The organism is Pseudomonas sp. JE3303 (genome assembly GCF_056312565.1).
The window spans coordinates 84205-101596 of record NZ_JBWGIF010000010.1; the positions used below are offsets into that span (position 1 = coordinate 84205).

The window sequence follows — 17392 nt, forward strand, 5'->3', positions numbered from 1 at the left end:
TACACGGAGGGTACGCACGGACAGGCATCGCCCACCCTGCGCGCAGGCAGGGCAGTACCGGGCGCGGGCGAGCCGCGCACAGTGAAGATGGCCATCCCGGACACCCCGCCGGTTGGTGATTGTTTGCCGGCAGGTCTCCTGACTGGTGCGTCACGGCCCGGCTCCGGCCTTCCCGGGGATCAACCCAGTGGCATCGATGGAGCGGGCTCGGCACTTACAGTTGCGGGGGCAGTTCCGTTTGGCCCGCGCATGGCGGGCCGGGGATTCCCTGTTAGTTCCGTGTGGAAACCGGCGGCGGCATGGTAGACCATCCGCCCTCCGGAAGGGAATGGCCTGGGCTCAGAAGTACTTGAGCCAGGCGATGTCGGGTCGGCGCGCCTTGAGCCGCGCGAACCCGCGCACCGGCAGATACAGCGCGACGCTCAGCAGCACCGCCACCAACCACACGCCGCCGATGCCATCAAAGCCGAAATAGTCGCCCTGGTCGAGGCCGAACAAGGCAACGCTGGCCAGGTACATCAGCTTGAGCACGTACAGGTGCAGCAGGTAGAAGAACATCGGCGCTGCGCCAAACACGGCCAGGGCCGTGACCCAGCGGGCTGGCCCGGCGCGCTCGAACGCGCGCAGCAGCAACAGGCCGGTGCCCAGCGTCAGTGTCAGGAACAGCAACGACGGCGGATACTTGGTGATATTGAAGAAGCTCATCAGGGTCTGCATCGCGCTCGGGTAACCCGACCACGGCGCCTCGCCATAGCCATTGACCATGCGCAAGGCGACAAAGCAGACCAGGGCGCTGGCCCCGAGCAGCAGTAGCCGGTGCTGTCGCTCGGCGGGCGGGCTGGCGCGGGTGAACCAGGGGCCGAGCACGTAACCCAGGCTGATCACGCCGATCCACGGCAACACCGGGTAGGACGTGCGCAGGCGCAGACTGTCGGACACGTCCAGCCAGCCACGGTCATGCAGGATCGCCCAGGGCACGTGCATGGCCGACCCCGGCTCGAAGTGCAGCCCGTCGAGCAGGTTGTGGCCAGCGACGATTGCCACGCCGATCGCCAGCAGCCAGGCACGCGGCAGCCAGACCAGGCCGGCGAGGGCGATCATGCTGACGCCGATCGCCCAGATCACCTGCATGTAGATCACGTTGGGCGGCAGCTGGAAGGTCCAGGCGAAGTTGACCAGGGTGAATTCGAGCAGTACCAGGAACAGGCCGCGCTTGAACAGGAAGGCCGAGACATCGCTGCGGCCCTGATGCTTTTCACCATAGAGATAGGCCGACAGCCCGGTCAGCAGCACGAACACCGGCGCGCAGAGGTGCGCCAGGGTGCGGCTGAAGAACAGCGTCGGGTCGGTGGTGTCGATCACCATTGGATCGCTGACCTGACGGTGCAGGAAGAAGGTTTCTCGAACGTGGTCCAGGAGCATGAACAGGATCACCAGCCCGCGCAGGGCGTCGATGCTCTGCAGGCGCTGGGTAACCAGGGTAGGGGTGGCGGAGGCGCTTGTCATGGAGGGGATCGCAGGCAAGGGGTTGGCGTCAAATGAAACGTTATCTTATAACTATTTCATTTGCCTGCGAAAGGTCCGACGCGAAAAAACGATTTTTTCACATTCTTTTCAGAACTTTTTCAAAGGCCGTGTTTCGAACCGTTTGCATTTGACTGCCACTTTCTATCATGGAGATACCTGCGAATGGCTACTCGCAACCTGCTGCGCAACACCTGCATCCTGGCCCTGGCGGGCGCACCGCTGAGCGCTTTTGCCGCGCCGCCGACCGATCCGATCTTCACGCTGGGCCTGCAGGGCAGCTACAGCGAATTCAAGTTCGAGGGCGGGAGCGACTCCGACAAGGACGATCTGGGCCAGGGCGGTGTGTTCGCCACCTTCGGCAACAAGATGACCGCCGAATCAGGCCTGATCTACCAGGTCGGTGCCGAAGCCAAGTACGGCGAAAAGGACGACAACAAGCTCAAGGAAGCCCAGGCTGATCTGGATGTCGGTTTCCGTGCTGCGCTGGACGCGCGCAACTTCGTCGACCTGACCGTGGGTGGCGGCTACTCGTGGACGCGCTACGAGCCTGAGATCAACGACCTCGACACCCGCTTGACCGCCAAGTCGCCATTTGCGAAAGCAGCAGTGGGCTACAACCACCAGTTCGACAACTCGACCCTGCGTGTCGAAGTGGGCGCCCGTCACACCATCGACGGCCGCGCCCGACTGAAAGTCGATGATTTCGGCAGCGACAGCGTCGATCTCAAGGACCGCACCAACCCGTACGCCGAAGTCAGCCTGCTGATGAACCAGAAAGGCATGCCGATTCACGCCGGTGTCTACTACACCCGTACCGAGTACAAGCTCGACGAAGACTCCGATGTGGCGGACAACACCAAGCTCAAGCGTGACGAATACGGCTTCAAGGTCGGTCTGGCGTTCTGATCAGACTGCAGGCGCGGCACGGTCCGCGCCTGCAGTCATGCCGGTACTTTCGATACCCCCAGCGCTGCTTTCGCCTCACTGCCTTGCAGCTGTTCGATCAGGCACTGCCCTTCGCGCAGCATCGCCGCCGCCAGCTCGGCCTGGCAGCCCTCCTTGATCAACCGTTTGCTCAGCCTCAGCGCGTGCTGTGGCAGCTCCTTGAGCCGCAGGGCCATGTGCCGCGCTGCGTCCAGGCAGGCGTCGGCGTCTTCATGCAGCTCATTGGCCAGCCCCCAGTCGAGGGCTTGTTCTGCACTGATCCGCTCGTTGCACAGCAGCATTCGGGCAGCTCGCACCTGGCCAATGCGGCGTGCAAGCAACAGGCTCGAGCCGAATTCCGGACACAGGCCAAGCGCCACGAAGGGCATCTGCAGACAGGCGGCGCGGTTGACGAAGACCTGGTCGCAGTGCAGCAGCAGCGTGGCCCCGATGCCGATCGCCGGGCCGCAGACGGCGGCGATCAAGGGTTTGTCCAGCGCGGTCACCGCCGCCATCAGGCGGAACAGCGGCGCGTCCAGGCATTGCACGGGACGCATGCGCAAGTCAGCGAGATCGTTGCCCGCGGTAAAGCACTTCGGACCGCCTGTGACAAGCACCACGGCGACCAACGGGTCATGAGCCGCCGCCTGTATCCAGTCTGCCAGTTGCGCGTACATCTGCTCGTCCACTGCATTGAGCCTGGAAGGACGGTTGAGCGTGAGGGTCAGTACGCCATCGTGCACTGTGCGAAGCACGTCGTTCATGAGCTACCTTTTTCTTCCGGAACCTGCGCGGGGAACACGGGCGTCATGGTACGCCCGTAGTGAGTGGGGCTTGCATGCACCGCCGTGCGCAGCAGCAGGGCTACCGACCCGAGCAGCGGCAGGCTGACCAGCAGCAGGGCATGGCGCAGCGCTTGTTCGCCCAGCAGCGGCGTCAGCGCGTCACTGAACGCGCCGGTCAGCAGCGGGCCGATCCCGACACCCAGCAAGGTGCTGACGATGGTCTGCAGCGCCATCGCCGTGCCGCGGCGGCTGGAAGGAACCAGTTGAGTGACGAGGTTGAAGGACGGCGCCACCCACCACACCACGAAAAAACTGTACAGCGCGCACCAGAGCATGGCCTCGGGCACCGGCACGCCAGCGACATGGGCCACGATGCCCGCAGGCCACAGCAGGTAGATGACCAGGGCGAGCAGCGCGGTGAGATTGCCCAGCACGGGAATGATGACCTGCCAATGCGCGCTGCGCGGGCTCAGCCGGTCGTTCAGCCAGCCAGCGAACAGCCCGCCGATGCCCGCGGCAACGCCGCAGATCACCCCGGCCAGCATGCCCGCGTGCTGCAGTGACAAGTCGTGGGAGCGGATCAGAAAACTGGTGTTCCACATGCCGATGGCATAGGAGCTCAGGGTGGTCAGCCCGCCCGCCAGGATCAGGCAGCGATAGGCCGGCAGGGCCCACAGCTTGCGCGCTTCAGTGCTCAACCCCAGCAGCGGCGCGGCCGGTGCGGCGCTGGGCACATCCCAGCGGCCGCGCAGTGGGTCGCGGGCCAGGGCCAGCAGCGCGCTGAACAGCAGCGCCGGCACGCCCAGCGCAAAGAAAGCGCTGCGCCAGCCAAAGTGCTCGACCACCCAGGCGCCCAGGCTCAGGCCGATGATCGAGGAAAAGGTCGGCGCCGCCGTAAAGCAGCTGATGGCGAATGAGCGCCGCTGCGGCGGATACAGGTCGGCGATCAGCGACAACGACGCCGAGGTGGTCGGCGCCTCACTGACCGCCACCAGCATCCTCGCGACCGCGAGGGCGATGAAGCCGCCCGCCAGGCCGCAGGCCATGGTCGCCAGCGCCCATAGCAGGCATGACAGCGCCAGCAGGCGGGTGCGCGGCACGCGGTCCACCAAGCGTCCGGCGGGCAGGCCCAGCACGGCATACACGGCGGCGAACGCCAGGCCGGAGATCAGCCCCATGGCGGTGTCGCCGACGCCGAACTCGGCCTTGATCGGATCGATCATCACCGCCAGGATCTGCCGGCCGACGAAATTGTCGGCGAACGCCATGGCCAGCAACAGCAGCAATCCATGGCTGCGCCAGCCGGCGCGGGCTGGCGGCAGCCCAGGTGCTCCGGCGTTCAACGTGGCGCCCACAAGTCCGGCAGGCCGGGATCACTGACCATGATCAGGCGCTTGAGCAGCACCTTCAGCGCCTGTGCATCGGCCGCGTCCAGCTTGGCGGCCAGCTCTTCCTCCACCATCTTGGCCAGTGCCAGTTGATGCAGTGAGGCCTCGCGGCCCTTTGCCGTGAGCACGAAACGCGGCTGCCCCGGTTCACCCTCGATGGCGAGCAGGTTCTGCCGTTCCAGGAAGCGCATGCTCGGCAGCGTCACCTCGTGGCCGGTATAGCTGACGAAGGTATTGATCTCTTCCAGGCTGAGGTTGTCGCGTATGCACAGCACTGAAAGTATGTAGAACGCCTGTTCGTCCAGTTGCTGGTTGTCGAGCAGGCGGCGCAGGGCGTTGAGCAGCTGGTAATGCGCGCGTCCCAGCAGGTAGCCGAGCAGGTCTTCGGTGTAGCTGCATTCAGGCGGCGGCGGGGTGGTGGCCAGGCGCAGTTCGCTGCGAGGCTTGCGCATGGCCAAGGCGTATTGACCGCTCTGGAATGCCAGGGGCGCGCGCTCGCTGTGATCGAAGGCAAGCACTTCGCCCACGAAGATCACATGGTCGCCGCCCTCGTACTGGAACGCGGTGCGGCATTGGAAGCGTGCCGTGCAATCCTGCAGCAAGGGGGCTTCGCTGACCCCATTGTCGAACGGGATCTCGGCGAACTTGTCCTCGCCCTGGGTCGCGAAACGGCCCGACAGCGACTCTTGCTCGGTCGACAGCACATGCACGTTCCAGTGCTTGCCACCGCTGAACACTGGCAGGCTGCGGGCCTTTTTCGACAAGCTCCAGAGCACCAGGGGCGGGTTGAGCGATACCGAGTTGAAGCTGTTGGCGGTGATACCCACCGGCGAGCCGTCCTCGGCCTGGGTGGTGATGATCGTGACCCCTGTGGTGAAAGTGCCTAGCGCGGCCCGAAAGGCCTGGGGGTCGAAACCGGTGTTGGGCGTTGCCATGACGGACCTCATGGGGTGGTGTTTTCGTACTCGCAGTATCGGCGTCCAGCCCTTGCCACACATCGTCTCAACGGACTAACGCGCTCGCTCGATTCTCGTCCGATCGGACGAGGCGCGGGCGCCCCCGCCACGCTAGTGTCGGAGCCTGCCGTCACGGGCGCCGCCCGGACATCCGACCCGTCTGAGCAAGGGAAGAACAATGCATTCAAGCTGCCCGACCGTAGATGAGCTGAGCTGCGTGCTGGCCCGTCAGAAAGCCGCGTTCAACGCCGAGGGCGCGGTTGACGCTGCCACCCGCCGCCAGCGCCTGCAGCAGGTGATCGAGCTGCTGGTCAGCCACCACGCCGAGCTGACCGAGGCCATCGACCTGGATTTCGGCGGACGTCCCGCCGGGTTCTCGCTGATGAACGATGTGCTGGGCGCCCTGGGCTCGCTCAAGCATGCCCGCGACCATCTGCAAGGCTGGATGCAGGACGAGCGGCGCCAGCCGTTCGCGCCCTACGACCTGCTCGGCGCCGAAGCCTGGGTTATGCACCAGCCCAAGGGCAGCGTGGGAATCATCGGCACCTGGAATGCGCCGCTGTACACCTTGCTCAGCCCCTTGGCCTCGGCGCTGGCGGCGGGTAACCGGGCGGTGCTCAAGCCCTCCGATGTGGTGCCGCGCACCGCCGCGCTGCTGCAGCAGCTGTTCGCGCGGTATGTCGATCCCTTGGTAATTGCGGTGATCACCGGGGACTCTTCGGTTGCCAAGGCGTTTTCCGGCCAGCCGTTCGATCACCTGGTGTTCACCGGCAGTACCGAGGTGGGTCGCTCGGTGATGCGTAATGCGGCGCAGAACCTCGTGCCGGTCACCCTTGAACTGGGCGGCAAGTCGCCAGTGATCGTCGCGCCCACCGCCGACCTGGACCGCGCCGCGTTCAGTATCGCCGCCGCCAAGGCCAGCAATGGCGGCCAGATCTGTATCAACCCGGATCTGGTCTATGTGCCCGAAGCCCAGCTGGAGCCGTTTCTGGCCAGGCTGCGCAGCGCGTATTGCGAACTCAACCCCACCGTGCCGGGCAACCCCGATGTGGTCGCGGTGGTAAACCAGCGGCATGTGGATCGAGTCGAAAGCTATGTTCAGGAAGCGAGGGACCTGGGCGTCCGGGTCGAGTGCCTGCCCGAAGCCGTGCCCGTCGACACCCAGGATCGCAGGCGGCCGTTGCAGGTGGTGGTCAACCCGCCGCGTGACAGCCTGATCATGCGCGAGGAGATCTTCGGCCCGGCGCTGGTGGTGCTGACCTATCAGGCCCTCGCCCCGGTGCTCGCCGATATCAACGCACGGCCCCGGCCACTGGCGCTCTATTACTTCGGCGCCGACCCCGACGAGCAGCGCCATGTGCTGGAGCACAGTCTCTCCGGCGGGGTGACGATCAACGAGGTGATGATGCACGCCGCCATGCACGACGCGCCCTTTGGGGGTGTCGGCGCCTCCGGACTGGGGCACTATCACGGCCGCGAGGGTTTTCTCGAGTTCAGCCACATGCGCACCGTGTTCAAGGCCCCGGCCCATGATCCGCGTCGGGAGTGGGGTGTTTTGCCTCCCTATGGCGAGCACTATCTGGCGGCCATGATTGCCATGGTCACGGCCGACTGATACCTCCGTCACATTTCCCCAATACTTCAGGACGCAACCATGACCGATCACACCTTGCCCGCCCCAGCCTCCGAGCAACCTGCCACCTGGCCGCGGCGCGGCGTTCTCAAGGCGGGCGTCCTGGCGGTCGGCGCCGGTCTGCTGGGACGATTCGCCGATGCACGCACTGCCGGCCTGTCGCCTGAGGAGTACCAGAACCTCGATGCCTGGGCCATGGGCGAAGCGGTGCGCAAGGGCGAGCTCAGCGGCCAGGACCTGCTCGCCGCTGCCCTCGCGCGCTGCGCACTGGTGAATGGCAAGGTCAAGGCGGTCAATATGTTGCATGAGGAGTACGCGCACGCCTTGCTGAGACGGCGCGTCCAGTCCGGCACCCAGAGGCAGGGCGCATTGGCGGGCGTGCCGTTGCTGATCAAGGACCTGAATACCTATCTGCAAGGCACCACGACCAGCAACGGCAGCCGACTGTTCAAGGATGCACCGCCCGCCGCTCGCACCAGCACGTTGATCGACCGCTATGAACAGGCTGGCGCGGTGCCGTTCGGCAAGACCACCTGCCCCGAGTTCGGCCTGACCACCACCACCGAATCGCTGCTCTGGGGCCAGACCCGCAACCCCTGGAACCTCGAGCACAGCGCCGGCGGCTCGTCCGGTGGCGCGGCCAGCGCCGTGGCGGCCGGGATCGTGCCAGTGGCCCACGCCACCGACGGTGGCGGTTCGATCCGGATTCCAGCGTCGTACTGTGGGCTGGTTGGCTTGAAACCCAGCCGCTACCGCACGCCGAGCGGACCGGGCCACTTCGAGGGCTGGTTCGGGGCCAGCGTGGGCAATGTGGTGACGCGCAGCGTGCGCGACGCGGCGCTGTTTCTCGACGCGGGCCAAGGACACGAAGCGGGCAGCCCCTACTGGTCCGCACCCCTGCAGCGTCCGTATGTCGAGGAGCTGAAACGCGATCCCGGTGTGTTGCGTGTCGGGGTGGTGCGCCAGTCGCTGACCGGTGCACCCCTGGATCCGGCGATCGCTTCAACCCTCGAGCAGACGATCAAGCAGCTCACCGGGCTGGGCCATGAACTCGAGGAACTGTCGCTGGCCGTCGATCCTAGGCAGCTGTTTGGCGCCCATGGCACCGTGATAGGCACCGCGCTGACCACCCTGGTGCGTGACCGCGAGCAGGCGCTGGGGCGGGCGGTCAATGCGCAGGACCTGGAGCAGATCACCCAGGTGGTGCTGGAGCGGGCGCGCAGTACCACGGGGGAGGGGCTGTATCGCGCGCGGCAGGCGTTCGAATCCATCGGTGCGGTCATGGAAAGCCAGTTCGAGCGCTTCGACCTGATCCTCTCGCCGGTGACTGCCACCGTCACGCCGCCTATCGGCCTGTTGACGCTCGACCAGGCATGGGACAGCTACGCCCGGCACGCCATGGGCAGCGCCGGCTTCACCGTGCTGGCCAACGTCAGCGGGCAGCCGGCGATCTCGCTGCCGCTGGGCTGGAGCGAGCGGGGGTTGCCGGTGGGCATGATGTTCACTGCCCGGCTCGGTGCCGAGGATGTGCTGCTGCGCATGGCCCGGCAGCTCGAGCAGTCGCAGCCCTGGGCGGGCAAGCGGGCGCTGATCTGATCTCGCCCGGCACCGTGCATGTCTAGTCCGCTTTGACGATGAAGCCCCGCCAGCCGCCGCCCGATCATGAGACACATCGCCCGCACGCGCGAAAGGCTGCCGGCGATCTCTCTGACCCTCAGCGAATGGCATAACAACAATGACGGCTCAAGTTCAGACTCACAGCGCCTATGACGTGATAGTCGTCGGCTCCGGTGCCGGTGCGATGGCCTCGGCGGTTTTTCTCAGCGATCACGGTCTAAGCGTGCTGATCGTGGAAAAAAGCGACAAGTACGGCGGCACCTCAGCGATTTCCGGGGGTGGCATCTGGATCCCGAACAACCATTTCTTCGCGCGCAAGGGCGGCCATGACAGCGCCGAACTGGCGCTGCAATATCTCAAGGCCGCCGCCGGCGACGCGGTGGACGAGAGCCGCCTGCAGGCTTATCTGGACAATGCGCCGAAGATGATCGAGACGCTCACCCGGACCAGCCGGGTGCGCTACGCGGTCGCTGAAAAATACCCCGACTACTACCCCCATCTGCCAGGCTCGCTGCCCGGCGGGCGGACCCTGGACCCGGAACTGTTCGATACCAGCCTGCTTGAAGACGAACTGGACAACCTGCGCAAGCCCTCGCCCTCGACCCTGCTGATGGGGCGCATCGCCTGGACCGCCCGCCACGCGCACAAGGCCATGGCCCGCGGGCTGGGCTGGCAGTTGCTGATTCTGGGACTGATGCTGCGCTACAAGCTCGACCTGAAGTGGCGGCGCAAGAGCAAGCAGGACCGCCGCGCGGCCCTGGGCAGTTCGCTGGTGGCGGCACTGCGCCGCTCGCTGATGGACCGCGGCGTTCCACTCTGGCTCAACACCGATTTCACCGGCCTTCTGAGCGACCAGGGCCGCGTGACCGGCGTCAGCGTGATGCGCGATGGGCGCGAGCACACGCTGCAGGCGCGCCATGGGGTGATCCTGGGCTCGGGAGGATTCGAGCAGAGCCAGGCGCTGCGCGAACGCTATCTGCCACAGCCCACCCGGATGGCCTGGAGCGCGACGCCGCCCGGCAACAACACCGGCGCAGCGCTGCAGGCCGGCATGGCCCAGGGCGCCGCGACCGCATTGATGGACTGGGCCTGGTGGGCACCGACCATCGCCGTGCCGGGCGAGGACAAACCGCGCGGTATCTTCGCCGAGCGTGCCTTCCCGGGGGCCATCGTGGTCAACGGCGCAGGCCAGCGCTTTGTCAACGAAGCCGCCCCTTACCTCGAATTCGTCGACGCCATGTACCGCGATAACAAGGTCACCGGCGGCAAGAGCGTGCCGGCCTGGGTGATCTTCGATGGGCATTTCCGCCATCACTACGCCATGGGCCCGCTGATGCCCGCCCAGGTCGTGCCAGACAGCCGGCTGCGCAAGGAATGGCGCAACGCGTTGTACTGGAAAGCCGACACCCTCGCCGAACTCGCGCAGCTGATCGGCGTCGATGGCGCCGGCCTCGAGAGCACCGTGGCCAAGGTCAACGACTATGCCCGCACCGGCATCGATGCAGACTTCGCCCGCGGCGGCAACGTATTCGACCGTTATTACGGCGACAGCAATGTGAAACCCAACCCTTGCCTGGCACCACTGCGCAAGGGGCCGTACTACGCCATGCGCATGGATGCCGGCGACATTGGCACCAAGGGCGGACTGTTGACCAACGCCGATGCCCAGGTGGTGCGCGACGATGGGCTGCCCATCGCCGGCCTGTACGCCATCGGCAACTGCTCATCGTCGGTGATGGGCACCAGCTATCCGGGGGCCGGCGGTACCCTTGGCCCTGCGCTGACCTTTGCCTATGTCGCTGCCAATCACCTCGCTGCCAAGGCCGGGAGGCATCATGTCCAGTCCTGATGCCTGCACCAGCGTCCTCGGCGCCTTGCGCGTGGCAGACGGCCAGGCGCTGCAGTGGGATGCGCACTGCGATGTGCTGGTGATCGGCTGGGGCGCGGCAGGGGCCTGCGCCGCGCTCGAGGCGCGCGCCGCGGGCGTCGACGTACTGGTCGCCGATCGCTTCACCGGCGGCGGCGCCAGTGCCAAGAGCGGTGGAGTGGTCTATGCGGGCGGGGGTACGCCCCAGCAGCAGGCAGCCGGCATCAGCGACACGCCCGAGGCGATGTTCGACTATCTCAAGCATGAGACCTGCGGGGTGGTCGGCGATGCCACCTTGCGGCGCTTCTGCGAGCAGAGCGTAGCCAACCTCGAGTGGTTGCAGGGCCATGGCGCGCCCTACGGACACACGATGCCGCCAGGCGGCAAGACCTCGTATCCGGCCGATGGCTATTTTCTCTACTACTCGGGCAACGAGCTGGTGCCGTCCCACACCGGGCGCCACCCACCGGCGCCCCGTGGCCACCGCACCGTGGGCAAGGGCCAGTGTGGCGCGGTGCTTTACGGCCACCTCAAGGCAGCGTGTCTGCGGGCAGGCGTGCGGCCGTTGCTGCAGGCGGCGGCCAAGCGGCTGATTCAAGACGCACAGGGGCGCGTCATCGGCGCCGAGCTGTGGCGCCTGCCACCGGCCAGCAAGGCCGCCCGCACCCACGCGCGGCTGGCCGCGCGGGCCGAGCGCTGGCAGAACCTGGCGCCAGGCTACTGCGACACGCTGCGCCAGCGCCTTGCCAGGCTCGAACAGGAACATGCACGTATCTACCGGGTACGCGCGCGCGAGGGCGTGATTCTGAGCACCGGCGGTTTCATCTTCAATCGGGACCTGGTGCGCCAGCATGCGCCCGCGTTTCGCCGCACCTTCAAGGTCGGTGCCACCGGTTGCGACGGCAGCGGCCTGCGCCTGGGACACAGCGTCGGTGCCGCCAGCGCAGGCCTTGCGCGGGTCTCGGCGTGGCGCTTCATCAATCCGCCGCACTGTTGGCCCAAGGGCATCGTGGTCAACCGCGACGGCCGGCGCTTCTGCAACGAGGAGGTGTACGGCGCGACTTTGGGCCAGCCGCTGATGGAAGAGCAGGGCGGTCATGCCTGGCTGGTGCTCGATGCCCGCCTGCGCCGCAAGGCCATCGGCCAGGCACTGTTCGGCGGTTACTGGTGGTTCCAGAGCCTGCCAGCGCTGGTGCTGATGCTGTTCAAGCTGCGCAGGGGCAAGACACCCGCCCAGCTGGCACAGGCCACGGGCATGCAGCCCGGCACCCTGTCCGAGGCGCTGCAGGCCTACAACGCCGCCGCGCGGGGCGAGCAGGAAGATGCCTTCGGCAAGTCCATGGGCAGTCGCCAGGCGTTGGACCAGGGGCCTTGGTACGCCTGCGACATCTCGGTCACCAACCCGGTGTTTCCGCTCGGAGCCCTGACCCTGGGCGGCTTGAAGGTCGATGAAACCACCGGCGCCGCGCTGGACGAGCATGGCCAGGCGATTGCCGGCCTGTATGCCGCCGGACGCACGGCGCTGGGTATTCCTTCGCATCTTTACATCAGCGGTCTTTCGCTGGCCGATTGCGTGTTTTCCGGCCGCCGCGCCGGTGCCGCGATCGCCCACGCCATGCAGGTCCGCCTGACCCGCAAAACCGTCAACCTGTGAGGAGCAGAGCATGAATGCACGCGTGGAAGGCAAGGTCGCCCTGGTGACGGGCGGGGCCAATGGCATCGGGCGCGCCTGCGCGCGGCTGCTGGCGGCGCAGGGCGCCAGAGTGTTGATCAGCGATATCGATGATGCGGCCGGGCAGGCCCTGGCGGCAGAAATCGGCGTCTCGGCCTCGTTCATCCATCACGACGCCAGCAGTGAATCCCAGTGGCAGAGCGTCATGACCCATGTTCGGGCGTGCTATGGGCGTCTGGACATCCTGTTCAACAATGCCGGGATCCTGCGCAGTGGTTCGATCGAGGACACCGGCCTGGCGGATTGGCAGAAGCTGCTGCGGGTCAACAGCGACAGTGTGTTCCTTGGTTGCCGCGAAGCGATCACGCTGATGAAGGCCACCGGCGGCTCGATCATCAACATGTCCTCGATCGCCGCCCTCGGTGGACGCGGCGACTACCTGGCGTACAGCGCATCGAAGGGCGCGGTGGCAGCCTTGTCGCGCTCAGTGGCGGTGCACTGCCGCCAGCGCAAGTACCGCATCCGCTGCAACACCCTGCACCCGGACAGCGTGCTGACCGCCATGACGCGCGCCAGCTGGCCCGAAGGCCTCGATCCTGAACGCATGACCATCGACAGCGACCCCATGCAGCGCATGTGCCTGCCCGAAGACATCGCGGCCAGCGTGCTGTTTCTGGCCAGCGACGAATCCCGCGCCATCAACGGCATGGAACTGCGTATCGACAGCGGCCAGTTGCTGATGAGCATCTGAAGGGCCGGCGAGGGGCTCAATGCCCCTCGAACCGCGCAGGGCGCTTGTCGATGAACGCCTGCATGCCTTCCTTCTGGTCGCGCGAGGCAAACAACAGGGCATTGGCCTTGCGCTCCAGGGCCAGCCCGGTCTGCAGTGGCGCATCCATGCCGGCCAGGATGACTTCCTTGATCTGCTCGGCCGCCAGCGCAGGCATCGCGGCGATAACGGCGGCCAGCTCCAGTGCCTTGGCCTGGACCTGATCATCGTCCACCAGGTCGCTGACCAGTCCTGCGACCCAGGCCTCTTCAGCGCTGATCGGCTGCCCGGTCAGCGCCATGCGCATCGCCTTGGCCTTGCCCACCGCCCGCACAAGGCGCTGGGTACCGCCGATGCCTGGCATGATGCCGATGCGGATCTCCGGCTGGCAGAAGCGCGCACCGCGCCCCGCGACGATCAGGTCGGCGAGCATCGCCAGTTCGCAGCCGCCGCCGTAGGCATAGCCGCACACGGCGGCGATCACCGGTTTCGGACAGTCCTGGATCGGTGCCCAGAGCCGCTCGGTATGGCGCTTGTAGATATCGATCGGACCCACGCCGGCCATGCTGGTGATGTCACCCCCGGCAGCGAACACCTTGTCCCCGCCCGTGAGCAGGATGCAGCGCACCTCGCTGGACTGGCCCAGGTCGGCGAAATGCGCCGAGAGCTCAGCCTGCAGCGCCAGGCTCAGCGCATTGGTGGCCTGCGGCCGGTTCAGGCGCAGGCGCGCGACCCCCGGCAGCGGGTGGTCGAGCAGAACCGGCGGAGCGTTGGAATCGATCATGCAAAGCCTCGTGCGCGCAGGTGGGGAGCGCCCAGTGTCGTGCGCCGATGGCAGCGATTCATCGTCCGTTCAGACGAAGTTTGCCAGCGGGCTTGGCCCTAGAGTGACCCTTGTCAGTGTACGAGGAGCACAGCATGGGGCAGCACACAGGGTTGGACTTCAGCGGCAAGGTGGTGCTCGTCACCGGCGGCACCAAGGGCATCGGCGCGGGCATCGCCAGCGCATTTCTGGCGGCTGGCGCACAGGTGATCGTGTGTGCCCGGAACGCGCCCTCGGAGGTGCCGACACATGGCGACAAGCGTGCGGTGTTCATTGCCGCGGATGTACGCGACAGCGACTCGCTGCAGGCGCTGTTCGAGACTGTCGCCCTGGAGCACGGGCGGCTCGACGTGCTCGTCAACAATGCGGGCGGCAGCCCGAACGCGGACGCCGCCGAGGCCTCGCCGCGTTTTCACGAAAGCATCATCCGGCTCAACCTGATCGCCCCCTTCAATGTCGCGCAGCAGGCCAACCGGTTGATGCAACGGCAAGCGTCGGGCGGCTGCATCCTGTTCATCGGCAGCATCAGCGCACTGCGCGCGTCCCCTGGCACCGCGGCATACGGCGCGGCCAAGGCCGGGGTACTGGCGCTGGTGCAGTCGCTGGCGGTGGAGTGGGCGCCCAAGGTGCGCGTGGTGGCGGTCAGTCCGGGGCTGGTGCTGACCGAGCAGGCGCACCTTCATTACGGCAGCGAGGCGGGTATCGCCGCGGTGAGCGCCGGTATTCCAGCCGGACGCATGGCCGCTGCCGAAGACATCGCCAACGCGTGCCTGTACATGGCTTCGCCGATGGCCGCCTATGCCAGCGGCTGCAACCTGCTGCTGCATGGTGGCGGCGAACGCCCGGCATTTCTCGACGCGGCCCAGGTGCAGCCGGCCTGACCGATCCGGCAGCGCGCGGGTCGGCGCTGCCCTCACTTTGCAGGAGACGACTGTGGCAGATCCACAATTGCTGTCCAAGGTAAGTGCCCTGGTGGGGCGCCAGTACGGGCGGGTGTATGCCTGGGATGAGGTCAACGCACCGATGATTCGCCAGTGGTGCGAGATCATGGGCGTGGACAACCCGCTCTACACCGATCCCGCCGCCGCGCTCGCGAGTGTTCACGAGGGCCTGATCGCGCCGCCGGCGATGCTTCAGGTCTGGACACTGGAGGGCTTCCACGCCAACAACTATCCGCCAGGCTCGACCGACGAGAACCCCTATGAAGTGCTCAAGCTGTTCGAGCAGCATGGCTACCACTCGGTGGTGGCGGTCAATTCCGAACTGAGCTTCACCCGGCCCCTGCGCCTGGGCGAGAAACTCTACTACACCACACGCCTCGAGTCGGTCGGTGACGAGAAGACCACGGGCCTTGGCACGGGCTTTTTCGTCACCCTGGTGATGAGCCATTTCGTCGAGAAGCCTGGTGGCGACGAACCGGTGGGCGAGCTGTTGTTCCGCGTGTTCAAGTTCCGTCCGGCCAACCCCCAGGCGCCCGCGCCCGATGCCCCGGTCAAGGCCACGCGGCCACTGCCCGGCATCAGCGACGACACTCGCTTCTTCTGGGAGGGCTGCGCCAAGGGGCAGTTGCTGATCCAGCGCTGCACGTCCTGCGCGACCTTGCGCCATCCGCCGGCGCCGGTGTGCATCGGCTGCCACAGCTTTGACTGGGACACGGTGCAGGCCAGCGGCCGCGGCACCCTGTACTCCTTCGTGGTGATGCACTACCCGGTGGTCGCACCCTTCGAGCACCCCAACCCGATCGGGCTGGTGGAGCTGGAAGAGGGGGTACGGCTGATCGCGGGGCTGGTAGGCGTAGACACGTCCCGGTTGCAGATCGGACAGGCGCTGCAGGTGGAGTTCCAGACCTTCGATGAGCAACAGACGTTGCCGCTGTTCCGGCCTGTCGCCGCGGAGGCCCCATGGACTTCAAACTGAGCGATGACCAGCGTGCCATCGCCGAGATGGCCGATGGCCTGTTCGCCGACCATTGTGACGACGACGACCTGCGCCAGTGGGAGCACGGCGGCGAGCCCATGATGAGCGCACTCTGGCAGCTGTGCGTGGACACCGGGCTGCATGCCCTGGCCATTCCTGAACAGGCCGGCGGCAGCAATCTGGGCATGACCGAGCTGATGCTGGTGCTTCGGGCCCAGGGCCGCAGCCTGGCCCAAGTGCCGCTGTGGCGTCACCAGCTGGCGGCGGCGACCCTGGCGCACTTCACCCTTGGCGAGGGCGCGGCATGCGCCGCCCGGGCTGGCGCGGCAGAGCAGATCCTGAGCCTGGGTATCGACGCCCGCAGCAGCGCCTGCGGGATCGAACTGAAGGCGCACCCTTGCGAGGGCGGCTGGCTGCTGACGGGCCGCGTGTCGGCCCTTGCCTTCGGCCTCCAGGCGCAGGCGGCACTGGTGCTGGCCCAAGCCGAAGGCCAACCCAGGCTTGTCCTGCTGGACCTCGCCGCTCCCGGGATCCGCCGCATACCCGGCGTGCTCAGCCATGGCGAGCCGGTTGCCGAAGTGGAGGTCGAAGGCCTGCGCATCAGCGCCGAGCAGCTGTTGCCGGGCACTGCCCTGGACTGGCTGGAACCTCGCGCGCAGGCCGCCCTCGCGGCGCTGCAGCTGGGCGTCAGCGAGGAGCACATCCGGCGCACCGTGGCCTACGTCAATGAACGTGAGCAGTTCGGTCGGCCGATCGGCAGCTTCCAGGCGGTGCAAATGGGCATGGCCGATGCCCACATCGCGCTTGAAGCCTTGCGCAGTGCGCTCTGGCAACTGTGCTACCGGCTCGATGCCGGCCTGCCGGCCCCAGCGCAGGCCCTGGCCACGGCCTACCTGGCCTGCGAAGCCGGCCACCGCATCGGTCACAACGCGCAGCACGTGCACGGCGGTATCGGCGTGGACGTGACGTACCCGATCCACCGCTATCTCTACTGGAGCCGTGCCCTGGGTCTTGCCCAGGGAGGATCGGCTGCATGCCTGGAACGGCTCGGCGACTGGCTGGGCGACAACGACAAGCTGGGATGGAAATATGACCTCGAAGAACACCAAGCGCTTTGAAGACGTACGCCCCGGCGACGCGCTGCCGGAGCTGGTGATACCGATCACCGTGGGCCTGATCGCCGGCGGTGCGATCGCAACCCGCGACTACTTCCCCGGGCATCACGACCTCGCGGCAGCCAAGGCATTGGGCTCGCCGGACATCTTCATGAACATCCTCACCACCAACGGCCTGGTGCAGCGTTACGTCGAAAGCTGGGCCGGGCCACTGGCGCAGTTCGTGTCGCTGAAGATCAAGCTCGGCGCGCCCAACTATCCCGGCGACAGCATGACCTTCAACGCCAGCGTGACCAGCCACGACCCTGCGTCCTCCACGGTCCAGGTGACCCTCAGCGGCAAGAATTCCATGGGCAATCACGTGACCGGTACGGTCGCGCTGATCCTGCCCTGACAGGC

Annotated in this window: 15 protein-coding genes and 1 riboswitch; of the genes, 10 read left to right on the forward strand and 5 right to left on the reverse strand. The window is 66.6% G+C overall.

Translation table 11 applies throughout. The annotated features are described in order from the left end of the window. Positions 1-111: 111 nt before the first annotated feature. A riboswitch (cobalamin riboswitch) is annotated at positions 112-308 on the reverse strand. Positions 309-339: 31 nt separating this feature from the next. After that, positions 340-1506 carry an acetyltransferase domain-containing protein gene (locus AC0ZZU_RS15580; RefSeq protein ID WP_476341880.1) on the reverse strand — a complete coding sequence of 389 codons (1167 nt, stop codon included), beginning with the start codon at positions 1504-1506 and terminating at the stop codon, positions 340-342. A 183-nt stretch (positions 1507-1689) separates the two neighbouring features. Here AC0ZZU_RS15580 and AC0ZZU_RS15585 point away from each other — a divergent pair, with 183 nt between their 5' ends. Beyond that, positions 1690-2433, forward strand: coding sequence for an outer membrane beta-barrel protein (locus AC0ZZU_RS15585; RefSeq protein WP_476341881.1), 744 nt, complete (start codon positions 1690-1692; stop codon positions 2431-2433). Between the two features lie 35 nt (positions 2434-2468). On the opposite strand, the gene AC0ZZU_RS15590 is transcribed toward AC0ZZU_RS15585, so the two are convergent. The 3 genes from AC0ZZU_RS15590 to AC0ZZU_RS15600 form a co-directional block, all read right to left on the reverse strand. Further along, positions 2469-3215 (reverse strand): enoyl-CoA hydratase-related protein, encoded by a 747-nt coding sequence (locus AC0ZZU_RS15590; RefSeq protein ID WP_476341882.1) that lies wholly within the window; start codon positions 3213-3215, stop codon positions 2469-2471. Further along, entirely contained in the window at positions 3212-4504 is a 1293-nt protein-coding gene (locus AC0ZZU_RS15595) for an MFS transporter (protein ID WP_476342078.1), read from the reverse strand. The genes AC0ZZU_RS15590 and AC0ZZU_RS15595 overlap by 4 nt, the downstream gene beginning before the upstream one ends. 71 nt (positions 4505-4575) lie before the next feature. Continuing rightward, positions 4576-5559, reverse strand: coding sequence for a flavin reductase family protein (locus AC0ZZU_RS15600; RefSeq protein WP_476341883.1), 984 nt, complete (start codon positions 5557-5559; stop codon positions 4576-4578). Positions 5560-5758: 199 nt separating this feature from the next. Between AC0ZZU_RS15600 and AC0ZZU_RS15605 the strand changes: the two genes are divergently transcribed. From AC0ZZU_RS15605 to AC0ZZU_RS15625, 5 genes are all read left to right on the forward strand, one after another. Further along, a complete protein-coding gene (locus AC0ZZU_RS15605) occupies positions 5759-7195 on the forward strand; it encodes a coniferyl aldehyde dehydrogenase (protein ID WP_476341884.1) in 1437 nt (478 codons plus the stop codon). Positions 7196-7234: 39 nt separating this feature from the next. Then, a complete protein-coding gene (locus AC0ZZU_RS15610; RefSeq protein WP_476341885.1) occupies positions 7235-8809 on the forward strand; it encodes an amidase in 1575 nt (524 codons plus the stop codon). 139 nt (positions 8810-8948) lie between these two features. After that, on the forward strand, positions 8949-10679 hold the full coding sequence (locus AC0ZZU_RS15615) for an FAD-binding protein (RefSeq protein ID WP_476341887.1): 1731 nt from the start codon (positions 8949-8951) through the stop codon (positions 10677-10679). Beyond that, positions 10666-12351: an FAD-binding protein gene (locus AC0ZZU_RS15620; protein ID WP_476341888.1), complete on the forward strand. Its 1686-nt coding sequence runs from the start codon at positions 10666-10668 to the stop codon at positions 12349-12351. Before AC0ZZU_RS15615 ends, AC0ZZU_RS15620 begins: the two co-directional genes overlap by 14 nt. Before the next feature lie 10 nt (positions 12352-12361). Beyond that, positions 12362-13120 carry an SDR family oxidoreductase gene (locus AC0ZZU_RS15625; RefSeq protein WP_476341890.1) on the forward strand — a complete coding sequence of 253 codons (759 nt, stop codon included), beginning with the start codon at positions 12362-12364 and terminating at the stop codon, positions 13118-13120. A gap of 16 nt (positions 13121-13136) precedes the next feature. Here AC0ZZU_RS15625 and AC0ZZU_RS15630 read toward each other — a convergent pair whose 3' ends face one another. Continuing rightward, positions 13137-13922, reverse strand: a complete 786-nt coding sequence (locus AC0ZZU_RS15630; RefSeq protein ID WP_476341892.1) for an enoyl-CoA hydratase — start codon at positions 13920-13922, stop codon at positions 13137-13139. Between the two features lie 134 nt (positions 13923-14056). On the opposite strand from AC0ZZU_RS15630, the gene AC0ZZU_RS15635 reads away from it, so the two are divergent. Genes AC0ZZU_RS15635 through AC0ZZU_RS15650 form a run of 4 tightly spaced genes read left to right on the forward strand, consistent with a single transcriptional unit; the run spans position 14057 to position 17387 of the window. Continuing rightward, entirely contained in the window at positions 14057-14842 is a 786-nt protein-coding gene (locus AC0ZZU_RS15635; protein WP_476341894.1) for an SDR family oxidoreductase, read from the forward strand. Positions 14843-14894: 52 nt separating this feature from the next. Beyond that, positions 14895-15878: a bifunctional MaoC family dehydratase N-terminal/OB-fold nucleic acid binding domain-containing protein gene (locus tag AC0ZZU_RS15640; protein WP_476341896.1), complete on the forward strand. Its 984-nt coding sequence runs from the start codon at positions 14895-14897 to the stop codon at positions 15876-15878. Continuing rightward, entirely contained in the window at positions 15863-16996 is a 1134-nt protein-coding gene (locus AC0ZZU_RS15645; protein WP_476341898.1) for an acyl-CoA dehydrogenase family protein, read from the forward strand. The genes AC0ZZU_RS15640 and AC0ZZU_RS15645 overlap by 16 nt, the downstream gene beginning before the upstream one ends. Further along, on the forward strand, positions 16968-17387 hold the full coding sequence (locus AC0ZZU_RS15650; RefSeq protein ID WP_476341900.1) for a MaoC family dehydratase: 420 nt from the start codon (positions 16968-16970) through the stop codon (positions 17385-17387). The genes AC0ZZU_RS15645 and AC0ZZU_RS15650 overlap by 29 nt, the downstream gene beginning before the upstream one ends. Positions 17388-17392 lie beyond the last annotated feature (5 nt).